Origin of the sequence: Acidaminococcus fermentans DSM 20731 (assembly GCF_000025305.1) — a bacterium.
GTDB classification, from domain to species: domain Bacteria; phylum Bacillota; class Negativicutes; order Acidaminococcales; family Acidaminococcaceae; genus Acidaminococcus; species Acidaminococcus fermentans.
Genome location: NC_013740.1, coordinates 1,772,482 through 1,788,559, shown reverse-complemented (window position 1 = coordinate 1,788,559; position 16,078 = coordinate 1,772,482). Strand labels below are relative to the sequence as shown.

16 protein-coding genes are annotated in these 16,078 nt (G+C 59.1%); 14 read left to right on the top strand and 2 right to left on the bottom strand.

Annotated elements, in window-relative coordinates; all coding sequences use genetic code 11:
• Window positions 1-28 precede the first annotated feature (28 nt).
• The 4 genes from ACFER_RS08245 to ACFER_RS08230 all read left to right on the top strand — a co-directional run bounded on the left by ACFER_RS08245 (window position 29) and on the right by ACFER_RS08230 (window position 3,209).
• Window positions 29-1,576 (top strand): putative polysaccharide biosynthesis protein, encoded by a 1,548-nt coding sequence (locus ACFER_RS08245; protein ID WP_012938960.1) that lies wholly within the window; start codon window positions 29-31, stop codon window positions 1,574-1,576.
• A 10-nt stretch (window positions 1,577-1,586) separates the two neighbouring features.
• Window positions 1,587-2,399 carry a nucleoside triphosphate pyrophosphohydrolase gene (gene mazG / locus ACFER_RS08240; protein ID WP_012938959.1) on the top strand — a complete coding sequence of 271 codons (813 nt, stop codon included), beginning with the start codon at window positions 1,587-1,589 and terminating at the stop codon, window positions 2,397-2,399.
• Between the two features lie 161 nt (window positions 2,400-2,560).
• Complete coding sequence (locus tag ACFER_RS08235; protein WP_012938958.1) at window positions 2,561-2,836, top strand: HU family DNA-binding protein; 276 nt, start codon at window positions 2,561-2,563, stop codon at window positions 2,834-2,836.
• A 91-nt stretch (window positions 2,837-2,927) separates the two neighbouring features.
• Complete coding sequence (locus tag ACFER_RS08230; protein ID WP_012938957.1) at window positions 2,928-3,209, top strand: FtsB family cell division protein; 282 nt, start codon at window positions 2,928-2,930, stop codon at window positions 3,207-3,209.
• Window positions 3,210-3,717: 508 nt separating this feature from the next.
• Here ACFER_RS08230 and ACFER_RS08225 read toward each other — a convergent pair.
• Window positions 3,718-4,566, bottom strand: coding sequence for an Mrp/NBP35 family ATP-binding protein (locus ACFER_RS08225; protein ID WP_012938956.1), 849 nt, complete (start codon window positions 4,564-4,566; stop codon window positions 3,718-3,720).
• Between the two features lie 277 nt (window positions 4,567-4,843).
• Here ACFER_RS08225 and ACFER_RS08220 point away from each other — a divergent pair, with 277 nt between their 5' ends.
• The 9 genes from ACFER_RS08220 (at window position 4,844) to ACFER_RS08180 (ending at window position 13,336) form a co-directional block, all read left to right on the top strand.
• Window positions 4,844-5,446, top strand: coding sequence for a hypothetical protein (locus ACFER_RS08220; RefSeq protein WP_012938955.1), 603 nt, complete (start codon window positions 4,844-4,846; stop codon window positions 5,444-5,446).
• Between the two features lie 398 nt (window positions 5,447-5,844).
• A complete protein-coding gene (gene aroF, locus ACFER_RS08215; protein ID WP_012938954.1) occupies window positions 5,845-6,858 on the top strand; it encodes a 3-deoxy-7-phosphoheptulonate synthase in 1,014 nt (337 codons plus the stop codon).
• Between the two features lie 24 nt (window positions 6,859-6,882).
• The gene (locus ACFER_RS08210) at window positions 6,883-7,755 is read left to right on the top strand and encodes a prephenate dehydrogenase (RefSeq protein WP_012938953.1); all 873 of its coding nucleotides are present in this window, start codon (window positions 6,883-6,885) and stop codon (window positions 7,753-7,755) included.
• Window positions 7,736-8,800 (top strand): 3-dehydroquinate synthase, encoded by a 1,065-nt coding sequence (gene aroB / locus ACFER_RS08205; protein WP_012938952.1) that lies wholly within the window; start codon window positions 7,736-7,738, stop codon window positions 8,798-8,800. The genes ACFER_RS08210 and aroB overlap by 20 nt, the downstream gene beginning before the upstream one ends.
• 4 nt (window positions 8,801-8,804) lie before the next feature.
• Window positions 8,805-10,097 (top strand): 3-phosphoshikimate 1-carboxyvinyltransferase, encoded by a 1,293-nt coding sequence (aroA, locus tag ACFER_RS08200; RefSeq protein ID WP_012938951.1) that lies wholly within the window; start codon window positions 8,805-8,807, stop codon window positions 10,095-10,097.
• Window positions 10,078-11,166 carry a chorismate synthase gene (gene aroC / locus ACFER_RS08195; protein ID WP_012938950.1) on the top strand — a complete coding sequence of 363 codons (1,089 nt, stop codon included), beginning with the start codon at window positions 10,078-10,080 and terminating at the stop codon, window positions 11,164-11,166. Before aroA ends, aroC begins: the two co-directional genes overlap by 20 nt.
• Before the next feature lie 4 nt (window positions 11,167-11,170).
• Window positions 11,171-12,022 carry a prephenate dehydratase gene (pheA, locus tag ACFER_RS08190; protein WP_012938949.1) on the top strand — a complete coding sequence of 284 codons (852 nt, stop codon included), beginning with the start codon at window positions 11,171-11,173 and terminating at the stop codon, window positions 12,020-12,022.
• Window positions 12,019-12,843 carry a shikimate dehydrogenase family protein gene (locus ACFER_RS08185; protein WP_012938948.1) on the top strand — a complete coding sequence of 275 codons (825 nt, stop codon included), beginning with the start codon at window positions 12,019-12,021 and terminating at the stop codon, window positions 12,841-12,843. Before pheA ends, ACFER_RS08185 begins: the two co-directional genes overlap by 4 nt.
• A complete protein-coding gene (locus ACFER_RS08180) occupies window positions 12,836-13,336 on the top strand; it encodes a shikimate kinase (RefSeq protein WP_012938947.1) in 501 nt (166 codons plus the stop codon). The genes ACFER_RS08185 and ACFER_RS08180 overlap by 8 nt, the downstream gene beginning before the upstream one ends.
• Window positions 13,337-13,410: 74 nt before the next feature.
• Here ACFER_RS08180 and ACFER_RS08175 read toward each other — a convergent pair whose 3' ends face one another.
• Complete coding sequence (locus tag ACFER_RS08175; protein ID WP_012938946.1) at window positions 13,411-14,460, bottom strand: mechanosensitive ion channel family protein; 1,050 nt, start codon at window positions 14,458-14,460, stop codon at window positions 13,411-13,413.
• Window positions 14,461-14,571: 111 nt separating this feature from the next.
• Between ACFER_RS08175 and ACFER_RS08170 the strand changes: the two genes are divergently transcribed.
• Window positions 14,572-15,801: a glycerate kinase type-2 family protein gene (locus ACFER_RS08170; RefSeq protein ID WP_012938945.1), complete on the top strand. Its 1,230-nt coding sequence runs from the start codon at window positions 14,572-14,574 to the stop codon at window positions 15,799-15,801.
• Window positions 15,802-16,078: the final 277 nt, after the last annotated feature.

Sequence of the window (16,078 nt, the reverse complement as noted above, 5' to 3'; positions counted from 1 at the left end):
CCCTGGGCCCGGCAAAAAGGAGGCAGAAATGGCAGACCGGTTTATGAAAGGGACCCTGATTCTGACGGCGGCAGGGCTCATGGTAAAAATCCTGGGATCCGTGAACCGGATCCTTCTGTCCCGTCTCCTGGGCGGGGAGGGCATCGGCCTGTACCAGATCGCCTATCCCCTGTACCTGCTGCTGGTGGCCCTGTCTTCGGCGGGGATCCCGGCGGCCATGTCCATCCTGATCTCCCGCCGGGCCGCCGCCGGAGACCGGCAGGGAGCCCGGGGGATTCTGGGGATTTCCGCCGGGCTCATGGCCCTGGCCGGGGTGGCTTTTGCCGGGCTGGCCTGGGCCCTGGTGCCCTGGCTCATCGACGGGGGCATCGTGAAGGACGGACGGGCCCGGCTGGCCATGCTGGCCCTGGTGCCGGCCATCGGTCTGTCCATTCCCGCCGCCTGTCTCCGGGGGTATTTCCAGGGCTTCCAGGAAATGACCCCCACGGCGGTGTCCCAGATCCTGGAACAGTTCACCCGAGTGGTGACCATGGTGCTCCTGGCCTGGATCCTGCTGCCCCGGGGACTGGACTGGGGGGCGGCGGGAGCGGCCTTCGGTGCCGTGCCTGGAGCGGTGGTCAGCCTGGGGAGCCTGCTGTGGTTCGTCCGCCGGCAGCAGAAACGGTGGAAACGGGAACCGGCGGCCCCTGCCGGAGCGGGAGAACGGCCTTCTCTTTCCCGTACCGCCTGGCAGCTGGTATCCCTGGCCCTGCCGGTGACCTGCGCCAACCTGATGGTGCCCGTGGTCAGCGGCATCGAGATGATTCTGGTGCCGGACCGGCTGCTGGCGGCAGACTTTACCGTGGCCGCTTCCACCCGGGCCCTGGGGTACCTGTCCGGCATGGCCATGCCTTTGGTGAACATGGGGACCATTCCCACCAATTCCCTGGCGGCTTCGGTGGTGCCGGCGGTGGCGGAAGCCAAAGCTCTGGGCCGCCGGGACCTGATGGGAAGCAAAACCCGCCGGGCCTTCCGGTTCTTCCTGCTGCTGAACGTGCCGGCGGCAGTGGGGGTGGGCCTTCTGGGGACACCCATTTCCCAGGTGCTCTACGGCACCGTCCATGCGGGACCGGTGATCACCGCCCTGGCTCCGGCCATTTTCTTCCTGGGGCTCCACCAGGTGTCCACCGCCATCCTCCAGGGACTGGGCCATACCCGGGTGCCCATGATGAACATGCTCCTGAGCCTCCTGGTGAAAGTGGGGCTCCTGTGGGTCCTTACCGCCAATCCCCTCTGGAACATCCAGGGGGCGGCCTGGGCCACCGATGCCAACCTGGCCATGGCCGGCCTGGGAAACCTGCTGTGGATGTACCACAGCGACCGACTGTCCCTGCCCGGGAAAAACTGTCTGCGGATCGGGTTTTCAGCGGCGGTGATGGGACTGGTCCTGTGGGCCGGGGCTCCTGCTGCCGCCCGGCTGCTGCCCGGACTGGTACTCCGTCTGGCGGTGGAAATCTGCGCCGGGGCCCTGGTGTACGGACTGTGCCTGCTGGCCACCGGAGAACTGAAACTCCGGGATCTGAAAAAGAAGAAATGAGGGGAACACCATGAAAACACTCCATGAAAAAGGCATCCACCAGCCGGGGGTCCTGGACCTGCGGCCCCTGATGGAACTGGTCCGGGTACTCCGGGAACCGGGCGGCTGTCCCTGGGACCGGGTCCAGACCCACCAGTCCATGCGCCGGGAACTGGTGGAAGAAGTCTATGAAATGCTGGAAGCCATCGATGACGGCAATGTGGCCGGCATGCGGGAAGAAATGGGGGATGTGCTCCTCCAGGTGGTGTTCCACGCCCGGCTGGCAGAAGAAGAGGGACTCTTTGCCATGCAGGATGTGATCGACGATGTGGTGAAGAAACTGGTCCACCGGCATCCCCATGTGTTTGGCAGCACCCGGGTCAGCGGCGCCGGGGAAGTGATGGCCAACTGGGAAACCCTGAAGGCCCAGGAAAAGACCGAACGGACCCATGCCCTGGACGGCATCGCCAAGGGACTGCCGGCCCTGATGCGGGCCTACAAACTCAGCGCCAGGGCGGCCAAAACCGGTTTTGAATGGCCGGATGCCCCTTCCGCATGGGAGAAGGTGCAGGAAGAGGAAAAAGAGCTCCAGGAGGCCGTGGAAGCCTGTGACAGGGACCGGACCGAGGAGGAACTGGGGGACCTGTTCTTTGCCCTGGCCGTCTACGCCCGGAAACTGGACCTGGAGCCGGAAACCACTCTGAACCGGGCCAACAACAAATTCCAGCACCGGTTCGAACATCTGGAAGCCCGGATCAAGGCAGAGGGAAAGGACTGGAAGGACCTGACCCTGGATGACCTGGAAACCCGGTGGCAGGAGGCGAAGAAGGAGACGGGGGCTTGACGGCTGACAAACTGGGGGCCGCGGGTATGAATCCTTTCACACCCCCCGCGTTTTCATGATTTTCCCAAAAAATGCGTGCATTTTTCCTGCGGTTGTGCTAATATGACCATAGTCAGGCGCCGCCCACGCAGGCGCAATACCTATTTAGGAGGATTTTTCTTATGAACAAAAGTGAATTGATTGCTGAAGTTGCGTCCAAAACCGCGCTGCCCAAAAAAGATGCTGAAAAGGCTGTGAACGCTTTCATCGATACCGTAAAGGAAGCCGTAGCCAACAAAGATAAAGTACAACTGATCGGTTTCGGTACTTTCGAAGCTCGCGTTCGTAATGCCCGCAGCGGCAAGAATCCTCGCACTGGTGAAACCATTGAAATTGCAGAAGCCAATGTTCCTGCTTTCAAAGCCGGGAAGGCTTTCAAGGATGCCGTAAACAAATAAGTGGCAGATCCAGCAACCTGATGCCTCCGGTGTCGGGTTGCTTTTTTATCCCGGCAGGAAGGGTGCCGGGGAAGGATGGAAAGGCAGGACAATGGATTCCAGACGCAAAACCAACAGACGTTTCCTGGTACTGGTCCTGGTATGCTGTCTGCCCTTATTGGGCAGCGCGGTCCATCAGGGATACCGGATCTTCCGGATCCATCAGGAAAGCGTGCGGACAGAAAAGAAAGTCCAGCAGCTGAAAGCGGAAAACGACGCCCTGGCACAGGAAAAGGAAAACCTGGGCGATATCCGGTATATAGAAAAAGTCGCCCGCGACGAGCATAATATGGTGGGAAAGAACGAGATCCCGCTGTTTATGGTGAAGAAGTGAAAAGACGGGTGTGCTGCACGGAACGTGCAGCACACCCGTCTTTTTTGTCAGCGGCCAAAGGAAAGCATCTGCCGGGCAGATGCTTCTGAATTTGTAAAACCGGTGGCTACGGAAGGGCGGGCCTGACCGGCTCACCCCTACGGCGTATTCGGCGGACAAACGGGATAATGGTCCAGAAAACGGCCTTCTCCGTCAATCCCGTTTCTGGATTTGCAGGAGACCCATAGACCCCGGTGCCGTAGGGGCCTCACGCCGGGCGGTCCGCCAGATTGCTGATTATTTGTGTGTTGTGCGGGGCGCCGGGCCTGCGCCCCCTACGGTTTATGCTGTTTCAAAATCAATTTGCAAAATTGATTTCCATCGGCCGTTGACCGCTGACAAAAAAGGGGGTGTGAAAAATTCACCCCCTGTCACTTGGTCTCTTGTCACTGGTCACTGGACAAAGGAAAGCAGCCGGGCTGCGGCTGCTTTTCATTGTATGATACTGACTCGGATGTGCCTTTTTCTCTTACTGATCCTGTTCCACAACCTTATCCACAATGGCATTCAGGGCCTTGCGGCTGGCTTCGCTGATGTTGGCCAGGGGGTTGCCTTCGTCTTCGGCAGCCACCACCTGGGGATCGATGGGGATCCGGCCCAGGAAAGGCAGTCCTTTTTCTTCCGCCAGGGCCTTGCCGCCGCCGGCTTTGAAGATATCCACTTCCTGGCCGCAGTGGGGGCAGACGAACCCGCTCATGTTCTCGATGATGCCCCGGACCGGGATCTGGCCCAGCTGGCAGAAGCTGAGGGATTTCCGCACATCCGCCAGAGCCACTTTCTGGGGGGTGGTGACGATGATGGCTTCCGCATCCTTGATGGTCTGGACCACGGTCAGGGGTTCATCCCCGGTGCCCGGCGGGCAGTCGATGATCAGGTAATCCAGGGGATCCCATTTGGTATCGCTCATGAACTGCCGGATGGCCCCCACCTTCAGGGGACCCCGCCAGATCAGGGCATCGTCCTGCTGGGCCAGGAAGCCCTGGGCGGACAGGAATTCCAGATGGTCGCTGTAGCGGAAGGGCACCAGTTTTTCCCCTTCCACCTGGACATGTTTGTCCATGAAGCCCAGCATGCCGGCCACGCTGGGGCCGTGGAGATCCACGTCCATCAGGCCCACCTGATAGCCCCGCTGGCTGAGCAGCAGGGCCAGGTCCACGGAAACCGTGCTTTTGCCCACGCCCCCTTTGCCGCTCATGACGACGATTTTATGTTTCACATGGGCCAGGAAATCGGCAATGGCCGTATCCTGGGGATTCTGCTTCGGATTGGATTCACAGCCGGAGCAGTGGGAATGATCGCAGTGATCACATTCGCTCATTGAAAAAACCTCCCTCAAAGAAAACAGTTTGTCAACCTGCCCTTATTATAGAGAAAAATCCAACTGAATGCAATCGGGTTACACTATAGTAAGACGTCAGACGTCAGCTTTGTCCGGTGGAAAATTCGTGCAGAGCGGGCGGCCGGGCCTGCCGCCCCTACGGATTCAACCACCCAACCACTTAATCACTTAAAACTCCCGCTGACTCTCTGGTCAAAACAGTGTATAATAGGGAGAGAAAAATCCGGGTGCGGGGCACCCACAAGGAGTGAAGGATATGGAATGGAAAAAAACATTGGCGGTGGCCCTTTTGGCGGGGCTTTTTGCCGTGCCGGGATATGCGGCGGAACGGCCGAAACTGGCGGATGGGGAGCTGTTTGTATCGGAACGGATCGTCCGGGACGGAAAGGTCCTTTATCAGGCGGCGGATGCCCATACGGACTGGGAGCATGACAGTGAAAAGGCTGTACAGGGCCTGGTGTGCACCGCATTTCTCCCTTCCGGAGAGGGGCAGGAAGGACCGGAACTGGCCAGCATCAAGAAGCTGACCAGCCAGCAGGAAAAGATCCGGCAGGCCCGGCAGCGGTATGGGGGAGCCGCCTATGCCAACCAGCTGGTGCTCTATGCGGCCATGAACACCAACGGACAGAACGGGAAGCTGGCCATCACCAAGGCGGAACTGTTCGGCCGGCTGCTGAATGTGACCCTGGCAGTCCAGGACCCCACCGGTACCCAGAATGACGGCAGCGAAGCTCTCAGCGAGGAACATGTGGTGACCATCCCGGCAAAGAAGCTGCCCCGGTACGGGAACCTCAGAGTCCGCTTCTCCGATGCCACCGGCCACGCCCTGGAAGACCTGGATGTGGCGTTGGAGAGATAACAGGGATGTCAGCAGTATCCTGTAACACCCGTTACACATTTCCGTTTCAATTTTTTGCAAATCATTTCCCCGTTGACGGATTGTGTAAACAGGGGTATTATAGATTCATTCCAACAGTAGTAAAGGCGGGTTGACAGATGGCTCTTTCCAGATGGATCGAAGGAACTGCATATGGCTTTCCTTTTACCCAGAGCTATTATTTTGGCTTTGGTTATTTTGGCTGCCATGAACTGCATACCTTCTCCACCGTAAAGAGAGACTGAACATCCGGCCGTTCCGGAGGTTTCATCAGCAGGAAACCCTGAAGCAGACTCCTTGCGAGTCTGCTTTTTTTGTGGAATGGCTCTTCCCGCCGGAAAAAAGCAGAACAGTAGGAAAGTAGGACAGGAGGAATTATCATGATCATTGTAATGAAAAAAGGGGCACCCAAAGAAGTTACGGAGAAACTGAAACAGAGCCTGGAGCAGCGGGGCTTCACCATCCATGACAGCATCGGGGAAAATCAGGAAGTGCTGGGAATCGTCGGGGACACCAGCATCCTGGATCCGGAAGATTTCATGGTGAACCCCTGGGTGGACAAGGCCATGCGGGTCCAGGAACCCTTCAAGCGGGCCAACCGGATGTTCCATCCGGACGATTCCGTCATCGATGTGAGCGGGGTCAAGGTGGGGGGCAAAAAGCTGGTGGTGATCGCCGGACCCTGCTCGGTGGAAGGCCAGGAACAGATGGACACCATTGCTGCTTCCGTCAGGGCCAGCGGCGCGGACATGCTCCGGGGCGGAGCCTTCAAACCCCGTACCTCTCCCTACTCTTTCCAGGGCCTGGGAGACAAGGGGCTGGATCTGATCCGTCAGGCGGGGAATGCCAACCATCTGCCCATTGTGACGGAAATCATGTCTGCGGACAAGATCGATGAATTCGTGGAAAAGGTGGATCTGATCCAGGTGGGAGCCCGGAACATGCAGAACTTCACCCTGCTGAAGGAACTGGGGAAACTGAAGAAACCCATCCTGCTGAAGCGGGGTCTGTCCGCCACCATCGAGGAATGGCTCATGAGTGCGGAATACATCATGTCCGAAGGGAATGAAAACGTCATCCTCTGCGAACGGGGCATCCGGACCTTTGAAACCTACACCCGGAATACCCTGGATCTGTCGGCAGTCCAGGCAGTGAAGCGGCTGAGCCATCTGCCGGTGATCGTGGATCCCAGCCATGCCACCGGGAAGGCCTGGATGGTGCCCACCATGAGCAAGGCGGCCATTGCCGCCGGGGCGGACGGGCTCATCATCGAGACCCACAACGATCCCCAGCATGCCTGGTGCGATGGGGCCCAGAGCCTGTCCCTGCCGGAATTCGCTCAGCTGATGAAGGACCTGAAGGTCCTGGCCCCTGCAGTGGGTCGGGAACTGTAAGGCGGAAAGCGGGAAAGGACAGTCATGAAGAAACTGCAGGATACGGTTGTTGCCATTGTGGGACTGGGCCTGATCGGCGGATCCTATGCCAAAGCCCTGAAAAGCCAGAAGGTGAAACGGATCATCGGCATGGACCGGAACCACATCGTTTCCCTGATGGCCCTGGACGAAGGGTATGTGACGGAACTGGCGGATGAAGATCCGGAACGGCTCCGGGAGGCGGATGTGATCATCTGCTGCATGTACCCTGGCGCCTTTGTCCCCTTTGTCCGGGACCATGTGAAGTACTTCAAAAAAGATGTGCTGCTTACGGACGTGATGGGGATCAAGGGATCCATTCCGGATCAGGTGGATGCTCTGCTGGGACCGGAGATGGATTTTGTACCAACCCATCCCATGGCGGGACGGGAAGGAAAGGGCTACAGCCAGAGTACCTCCCAGATTTTCCAGGGGGCCAATTTCATCCTGATCCACCGGGAAGGGAACCGGCCCGAACACCGGGACTGGCTCCGGAACATGGCCTATGAACTGGGCTGTGCCCGGGTGGTGGAGCTGACGGTGGAGGAACACGACAGCATCATCGCCTACACCAGCGATCTGCCCCATGTGATGGCGGTTTCCCTGATCAACAGTGATTCCATGCAGGAAAACACCAAATATTTCGTGGCGGGGTCCTTCCGGGACGCCACCCGGGTGGCGGACATCAACGCCAAATTGTGGAGCGACCTGTTCCTGCTGAACAAGGGCCCGGTGATCCAGGAAATCAACAAACTGGAACAGGAACTGGAACACTGGAAAAGCGCCCTCCAGCAGGATGACCGGGAAGAACTGGAACAGATGATGGACAAGGCGAAAAAGAAAAGAAGGGACATGTTTTATGGAAAAAATCTTCGTTGATCTGGGCAAAGAATCCTATACCATTGCAATCGAACCCCATTCCTGGTCCGGATTCGGGAAAAAGATCCGGGCTCTGTCCCGAGGGGACAAGGCGGCGGTGATCACGGACCGGACGGTGGACGGCCTGTACGGGGCGGATCTGGAACAGCAGCTCCGGGCGGAAGGGTTCCAGGTGCGCCGGCTGGTGATGGAACCCGGGGAAGACCACAAGAACCTGGACACCTTTGGGAAGATGGTCCGGGCCTGTGCGGATTTCGGCATGACCCGCAGCGATCTGGTGATCACCCTGGGGGGAGGCGTTCCCGGTGACCTGGGGGGCTTTGCGGCAGCCAGCTTCCTCCGGGGGGTGGATTTCATCCAGGTGCCCACCACCCTGCTGGCCCAGATCGACAGCAGCGTGGGAGGCAAGGTGGCAGTGGACCTGCCGGAAGGGAAGAACCTGGTGGGAGCCTTCTACCAGCCCAAAGGGGTGCTGATGGATCCGGTCCTGCTCCGGAGCCTGGACCGCCGGTATCTCCACGATGGCCTGGCGGAAGTGATCAAATGCGCGGCCTTCGGGGATCCGGACCTGTTCGCAGCCCTGGAGGATTTTTCCGGGGATGAGGACGTCCTGGCCCATGCGGCGGAAATCAGTGCCGCCTGCTGCCGGATCAAGGTGAAGGTGGTGGAAGAGGATGAACGGGACGTGGGAGCCCGGATGGTGCTGAACTTCGGCCACACCATCGGTCATGCGGTGGAACGGTATTACCACTATGAAAAATACACCCACGGGGAAGGGGTGGCCATCGGCATGGTGCGGCTGACCCGGAATACGGAAAAAATGGGGCTGACGGAACCCGGAACCGCGGACCGGATCCGGCGGCTGCTCCAGAAGTATGACATTCCCACGGAAGATCCCATCAGCGATGAGGATGTGCTGGCAGGGATCACCATGGACAAAAAGAAGCGGGGCAATCAGATCACCCTGGTGATCGTACCGGCCATCGGGAAGCGGATGCTGAAAAAGGTGGATTTTGCCGATCTGCGGCCCTATGTGAAAGGATGAGATCATGACCACACTGCGTATCGAACCCCGGTCCCTGACCGGGACTCTCCGGGTGCCTTCCTCCAAGAGCATGGGGCACCGGGCCCTCGTCTGTGCGGCCCTGGCCCAGGGCTCCAGCCAGGTGGAGGGAGTCAGCGTCAGTCGGGATATCCTGGCCACCTGTGACTGTCTCCGGCAGCTGGGGGCCGTCATCACCAGCCGGGAAGAGACGGGGGGCCGGACGGCTTTCACCGTGGAAGGCACGCGTCCTCACCAGGTGGGGACGGAAATGGACTGCGGGGAATCCGGGTCCACCCTCCGGTTCCTGATCCCTCTGGCGGCTCTTACCGGGGATGCCTTTACCTTCCAGGGATCCGGGAAACTCGGCAGTCGGCCCCTGGAACCCTATGAAGTCATTTTCCGCCAGCAGGGCCTGGTGTTCCGAAAAGGGAGCGCCAGGGACAATTTTCCCCTGACGGTCCAGGGTCCGCTCCGGCCCGGGCATTTTACCCTGCCCGGGGATGTGAGCAGCCAGTTCATCAGCGGGCTGCTGTTTGCCCTGCCCCTGCTGGAAGGGGAATCCACCCTGGAAATCACCGGGAAACTGGAAAGCCAGAGCTACATCGCCCTGACCCTTTCCGCCCTGCAGAAATACGGCATCACCATCGAACACGAAAACTACCGACGGTACCGGATCCCCGGGAACCAGCAGTACCAGCCCCGGGAAGGGGCCGTGGAAGGGGACTATTCCCAGGCCGCCTTCTGGCTCACCGCCGGGATGCTGGGCCGGACCATCAGCCTTCTGGGCATGGATCCGGATTCCCTCCAGGGGGATAAAGCCATCATCCCCATCCTCCAGAAAATGGGAGGACAGGTGGTCTTTGAAGGGGACAGACTGGTGAGCCGGCCGGGCACGCCCATCGGCACCACCATCGATGCTGCCGACTGTCCGGACATCATTCCGGTGCTGACGGTGGCGGCAGCCCTCAGCCAGGGCCACACGGAAATCATCCATGCGGAGCGGCTGCGGCTGAAGGAATGTGACCGGCTGAAGGCCATGGCCACGGAACTGAACAAACTGGGAGCCCGGATCACGGAAAAACCGGACGGCCTTTCCATCGACGGGGTGGAAGAACTGTCCGGGGGCACCGTGGACTGCTGGAACGACCACCGGATCGCCATGAGCCTGGCGGTGGCCAGCATCCTGTGCCGGGAACCCCTGACCCTGATGGGGGCCGAATGCGTTTCCAAATCCTATCCGGAATTCTGGCAGGATTTCAAGACCTTAGGAGGACAATATGAGCAGTGTAATGGGTGAGCGGGTCAAGCTGACCATTTTCGGAGAATCTCACGGGCCCTCCATCGGAGTGGTCATGGACGGTCTGCCGGCCGGGGTGGAACTGGATCTGGCGGCCATTGAGAAAGAAATGAAACGGCGGGCACCGGGCAGCAGCAAGCTGGCTACGCCCCGGAAGGAACCGGACAGCTTCACCATCGAAAGCGGGTTCTTCAACGGAAAGACCACGGGCATGGCCCTGTGCGCCCGGATCGTGAATACCAATGCCCATTCCAGGGATTACAGCAAAATGAAGGAAATCATGCGGCCGGGCCACGGGGATTACCCGGGCTATGTGAAATTCCACGGTTGCAACGATTACCGGGGCGGCGGCAGTTTTTCCGGTCGCCTGACGGCACCCCTGGTGTTTGCCGGCGCCGTGGCCAAGCAGCTGCTGGCGAAAAAGGGTGTGACCGTGGGGGCCCATGTGGCGGCCTTGGCCGGGATCAGGGATGACCGGTTCAATCCCCTGGGAGAAACGGCGGAGACCCTGCGCTCCATGGGGGAAGAGACCCTGCCGGTGCTGAATCCAGACGTGCGGGAAACCATGGCCCAGGCTGTGACTGCTGCCCAGAAGGAAAAAGACTCCGTGGGCGGGCTTATCGAATGTATGGCCATCGGCCTGCCTGTGGGATTGGGGGAACCCTATTTCGACTCTGTGGAAAGCCGGTTGAGCCACGCCCTGTTCTCCGTACCTGCGGTGAAGGGCATTGCTTTCGGGGACGGTTTCGGCCTGGCGGAGATGCGGGGCAGTGAATCCAATGATCCCATGCAGTACCGGGACGACAGGGTGGTGTGTACCACCAACCACAACGGCGGTGTCACCGGGGGCATCACCAACGGCATGCCTCTGGTTTTCACGCTGGTGATCAAACCCACCCCTTCCATCGGCAAGACCCAGCATACGGTGAACGTGGTGACCCGCGAAGACACCACCCTGGAAGTCACCGGTCGTCATGATCCCTGCATCCTGCCCCGGGCCATCCCGGTGGTGGAGGCCGTAACGGCCTGGACCCTGCTGGATCTGTTCTATATGGCGGAACGGGGGTAGGCATATGACACAGGAATCCATCCTTGTAGGCTATATGGGGGTGCCGGGGGCCTACAGCCACCTGGCCCTGCAGCAGTACTTCTCTGGTCAGCCGGTGGAAGCCCGGAACTTCATGCTTTTTGAAGATGTGGTGACGGCAGTCATGGACGGTACTGTCCGGTATGGGGTGCTGCCCATCGAGAATTCCTCCACCGGCGGCATTACGGAGGTCTATGACCTGGTGCGCCGGTATGGGGCCAGCATCGTGGGCGAGAAAATCGTGAAAGTGGAACACTGCCTGCTGGGCCTGCCCGGAGCGAAGCTGGAGGATATTACAGAAGTCTATTCCCATCCCCAGGGCTTTTCCCAGTGCCAGGCCTTTTTCAAGGCACATCCGGCCATGCAGCAGTTCAATTATTTCAATACGGCCAAGGCGGCGGAAATGGTGGCCCGGAAAAAGGACATCCATAAGGCGGCTGTGGCCGGGGCTCAGGCGGCCGGACCCTATAGCCTTACCATCCTGGCCCGGGGCATCAATACCAACCAGAGCAACTACACCCGGTTCATCATCATCAGCCGGCAGCAGGAACTGGCCGCAGATGCGGACAAGATTACCCTGATCGTCAGCTTGAAACACCAGCCCGGGTCCCTGTACCGGGTCCTGTCCCATTTCGCCCGGTATCAGATCAACATGACCAACATTGAATCCCGCCCCATCCCCGGGCGGCCCTGGGAATATTATTTCCATATGGATATCACCGGCCATCTGACGGATCAGGCCGTGCAGAATGCCCTGGCGGACCTGCCGGAGGATACCACGGACTGTAAGATCCTGGGGAACTACCGGGCGGATCACGGAAAGGAAGCCAGACCATGAAATTCGGATTGTTAGGACGGGTACTGGGGCACAGCCTGTCGCCCCAAATCCATGCAGCCATCTTCCGGGCCCTGGGCAGCCAGGATACCTATACCCTGTTGGAACGGGAGCCGGACCAGGTGGCAGCCTTTGTACGGGAAAACCGGGAGGGGCTTACCGGCAGCAATGTGACCATTCCTTACAAAGAAACTGTCATTTCCTATCTGAAGGACATTGCACCGGAAGCAGAAAAGATCGGAGCGGTGAATACCCTGTTTTTCACGCCGGAAGGGGTGAAAGGCTACAATACGGACTATATGGGCTTCGACCGGATGCTCCAGGCGGCCGGCATTTCCCTGACCGGGAAACGTGTAACCGTGCTGGGCAATGGAGGTGCGGCCAAGGCCGTGCTGCAGGTGGTGGCCGACCGGAAGGCGGAGACGGTCCAGATCCTGTCCCGTCACCCCCAGCAGGCGAAAGAGAGCCTGCAGCATTTCCTGGCCCAGCGGCCGGATGCACGGGTACGGCTTTATGCCGAAGCACAGCCCGGCAGCCAGGTGGTCATCAACACCACTCCGGTGGGTATGTTCCCCAAGGTGGGAGTGAGCCCGGTGCCGGCAGACTTTACAGTGGGCGCCGAAGCGGCAGTGGACATCATCTACAATCCCAGGGAACCCCAGTTCCTGGCTGACGCCCGCAAAAATGGGGCGAAGACCTGCAATGGACTGTACATGCTGGTGGCCCAGGCTGTGGCTTCAGAGGAAATCTGGCAGCAGAGGAAACTGGATCCGGATCTGATTCCGGAAATCATGAAACAACTGGAGGCTTCATTTCATGGCTAATATTGTACTGATCGGCATGCCCGGGGCGGGCAAGACCACCATTGGAAAGAAACTCAGCAAGGTGCTTGGGCGTCCGGTCATAGATGCGGACGATGTGGTGGTGCAGCAGACCGGACGGACCATCAAGAGCCTGTTCCAGGAAGGAGAGAATGTATTCCGGGACGCGGAGACGGCAGCCATCCGCAGCCTGGCCGCCAAAGATGGCATCATCATCTCCTGCGGGGGCGGCGTGGTGAAGCGCCCGGAAAATATGGCCTATCTCCAGGAAACGGGGAAGATCTTCTTCCTGAACCGGGACCTGGCAGCCATCGCCGGGTGCGTGGACAAAGTGAGCCGGCCCCTGCTGAATTCCGCAGAAGACCGGCTGACCCAGCTGTACAGGGAACGGATGCCCCTGTACCTGAAATATTGTGATTATGCCATTCCTGTGGACGAAGATTTCGACAAAACCACAAAGTACATCATCGACCTGATCAGGAAGCTGGGGATCTGAAAGACTGGAAGTCCTCGGATTGGTGTACAGCCGACCACCAACCACCAACCACTAAAAAACGGGAGCGTGATTTTTCACACTCCCGTTTTTTCAATATACACACTGGTACTGGGAAATGCGGCGCTGGTGCCAGTTTCTTCCAGGAGTTTCATCAGTTCCAGGTTGATCCGTTCCTTGCTTTTCATGTATTTGTCGTAGCCGGTGTGCCGGCAGTAGCACACGATGCTGATGTCCAGGCTGCTGGCCCCCATTTCAGAAAAGGCCACGGTGATCCCTTCGTCCACGATGTCCGGGTCTTCCTTCAGGAATTCCGTGATCTTCCGGACCAGTTCCTGCATCTGTTCCCGGGTGCTGTCATAAGTGACTCCCAGGGTCATTTCCAGCCGCCGCATGTGCCGGTTGGTGAAGTTCTGGATGGGGGTGCTGATGATCAGGGAATTGGGGATGTACACCAGGGCCTGGGTAAAGGTCCGCACATTGGTGCTTCGGAAGGAAATGGATTCCACGATCCCTTCCACATTGTTGCAGATGATCCAGTCCCCCACATGGAAGGGCTGGTCCATGAGAATCACCAGGCAGGCGAAGATGTTGGCCAGGGAATCCTTGGCCGCCAGGGATACGGCCAGGCCTCCGATGGACAGCCCGGCGATGAACCCGCTGATGTTGAAACCCCAGGTGCTCAGCACCGTGGCCAGGGCGAAGAAGACGATCAGGGCATGGAAGAAGGAGGAAAACAGGCCGCTGATGGCGGGATCCAGCTTCTTTCCGGATTTGGTGAAAAAGTGGTTGAAAATCACGTTGGTGGTGGAACTGAAATTGTACAGGCTCCAGTAAAAGGCGATGAACAGCAGGGAGGCCATGGTGTTGGACAGGAAGGCCGTCCGGGCCAGCCATTCCCAGGGGGAATTGGCCAGGGCCGAATAGCCCCCGAAAACGGCAATGGCCATCCGGCCGGGCCGGTACACCGCAGCGGCGATGTTTTCGTCGGCGTCGAAGGGCAGTTTGTCCAGGATGAAGCGGATGACCCGGATGCTGACGATCCGGAAGCCGATGTAGAACAGGATGGTGAAGGCCAGAATCACCAGGGCCGGCACCCAGGCCAGGAAATCATGATAGAGAGTCATGGGAATGCTCCTTTATGAGAGGATTTGCTCCCATTGTACCATTCTCCCGGCGGCGGGTGCAAGAATATGCTATAATGAAGGAAATTGTGATTCAGGTGAGGGGGAAACTTCATGACGTTGCGAGAAGATGCAGAAACCATCATGCAGAAAGCCATCCGGGCTTCTCTGCCCGATGCGGCTGTGGCAAAGGCTTTGGAACACAAGGAATTCGGCACCGGGAAGATCGTGGTGGTGGCCATCGGCAAGGCGGCCTGGCAGATGGCCAAAACAGCGGTGGGAATCCTGGATGGAAGGATTTCCGCCGGGATCGTGATCACCAAGTACGGTCACAGCAAGGGGGAACTGGCACCGCTGGAAATCTGGGAAGCCGGCCATCCGGTGCCGGACGAGAATTCCCTGAAGGCCACCCAGCGGGCCATCGAACTGGTCCGGGATCTGACGGAGCGGGATACGGTACTGTTTTTGATCAGCGGCGGGGGATCGGCCCTGTTTGAAAAGCCCCTGATTTCCCTGAAGGAACTCCAGGACATCACCTCGGACCTTTTGGCCAGCGGGGCGGACATCGTGTCCATGAACACGGTGCGGAAACGGCTGAGCAGCGTCAAGGGCGGGAAGTTTGCCCGGCTCTGTGCGCCGGCCCATGTGTATGCCATCGTCCTCAGCGACATTATCGGGGATCCCCTGGACATGATCGCTTCCGGTCCGGCTTATCCGGATTCCTCCACCTGTGAGGAAGCCATGGAAGTGATCCGGAAGTTCAAGATCATGCTGCCGGAGGATGCGGAAAAGGCCCTGAGGGAAGAAACCCCCAAGACCCTGGACAATGTGGAAACGGTGATCACCGGCAGCGTGACGGAACTGGCGGCGGCCGGGCAGCAGGCGGCGGAGGAACTGGGGTACGAACCCTGGCTCCTGACCACAAGCCTGAACTGCCAGGCCAAGGAAGCGGGCAGTTTCCTGGCGGCCATCGGACGGCAGTATGCTGCCAGCGGGAAAAAGATGGCGGTACTGGCCGGGGGCGAGACGGTGGTCCACCTCCATGGCCGGGGCAAGGGAGGCCGGAACCAGGAAATCGCCCTTTCGGCTGCCGACGGCATTGCAGGACTGGACAATGTGGCGGTGTTCTCCTTTGGCAGCGACGGCACCGACGGCCCCACGGATGCAGCCGGGGGCTACGGAGACGGACATACGAAGGAAAAACTCCTGGAGCAGGGGCTGGCCATTTCCGATGTGCTGGATAAAAACGACGCCTACCACGCCCTGGAAAAGACAGGAGGTCTCCTGATCACCGGAGCCACCGGGACCAACGTGAACGACCTGAGCGTGCTGCTGATCGGGTGAGAAGGGGGGGGCTGCACGTCCTGTGCAGCACTCGGGTCTCGAGCCTTGGGTCGCGGGCTTGTTGGTGCAGACCGAAGATTCAATTTTACAAATCTCAACTGATTTTTTCTTGTCATTCTATAGAAAAAGAATAAACGACTTAAACGTCCAGGCTCGCGACCTGTGACTCGCGGCCCGAGACCGGGGTGTGAATTTTTTCACACCCTCTCTTTTACACCTGCTATGTAACAAAAACAGCCTCTTATGTAAAATAATATAAATCAGTTGATAAAAAGCA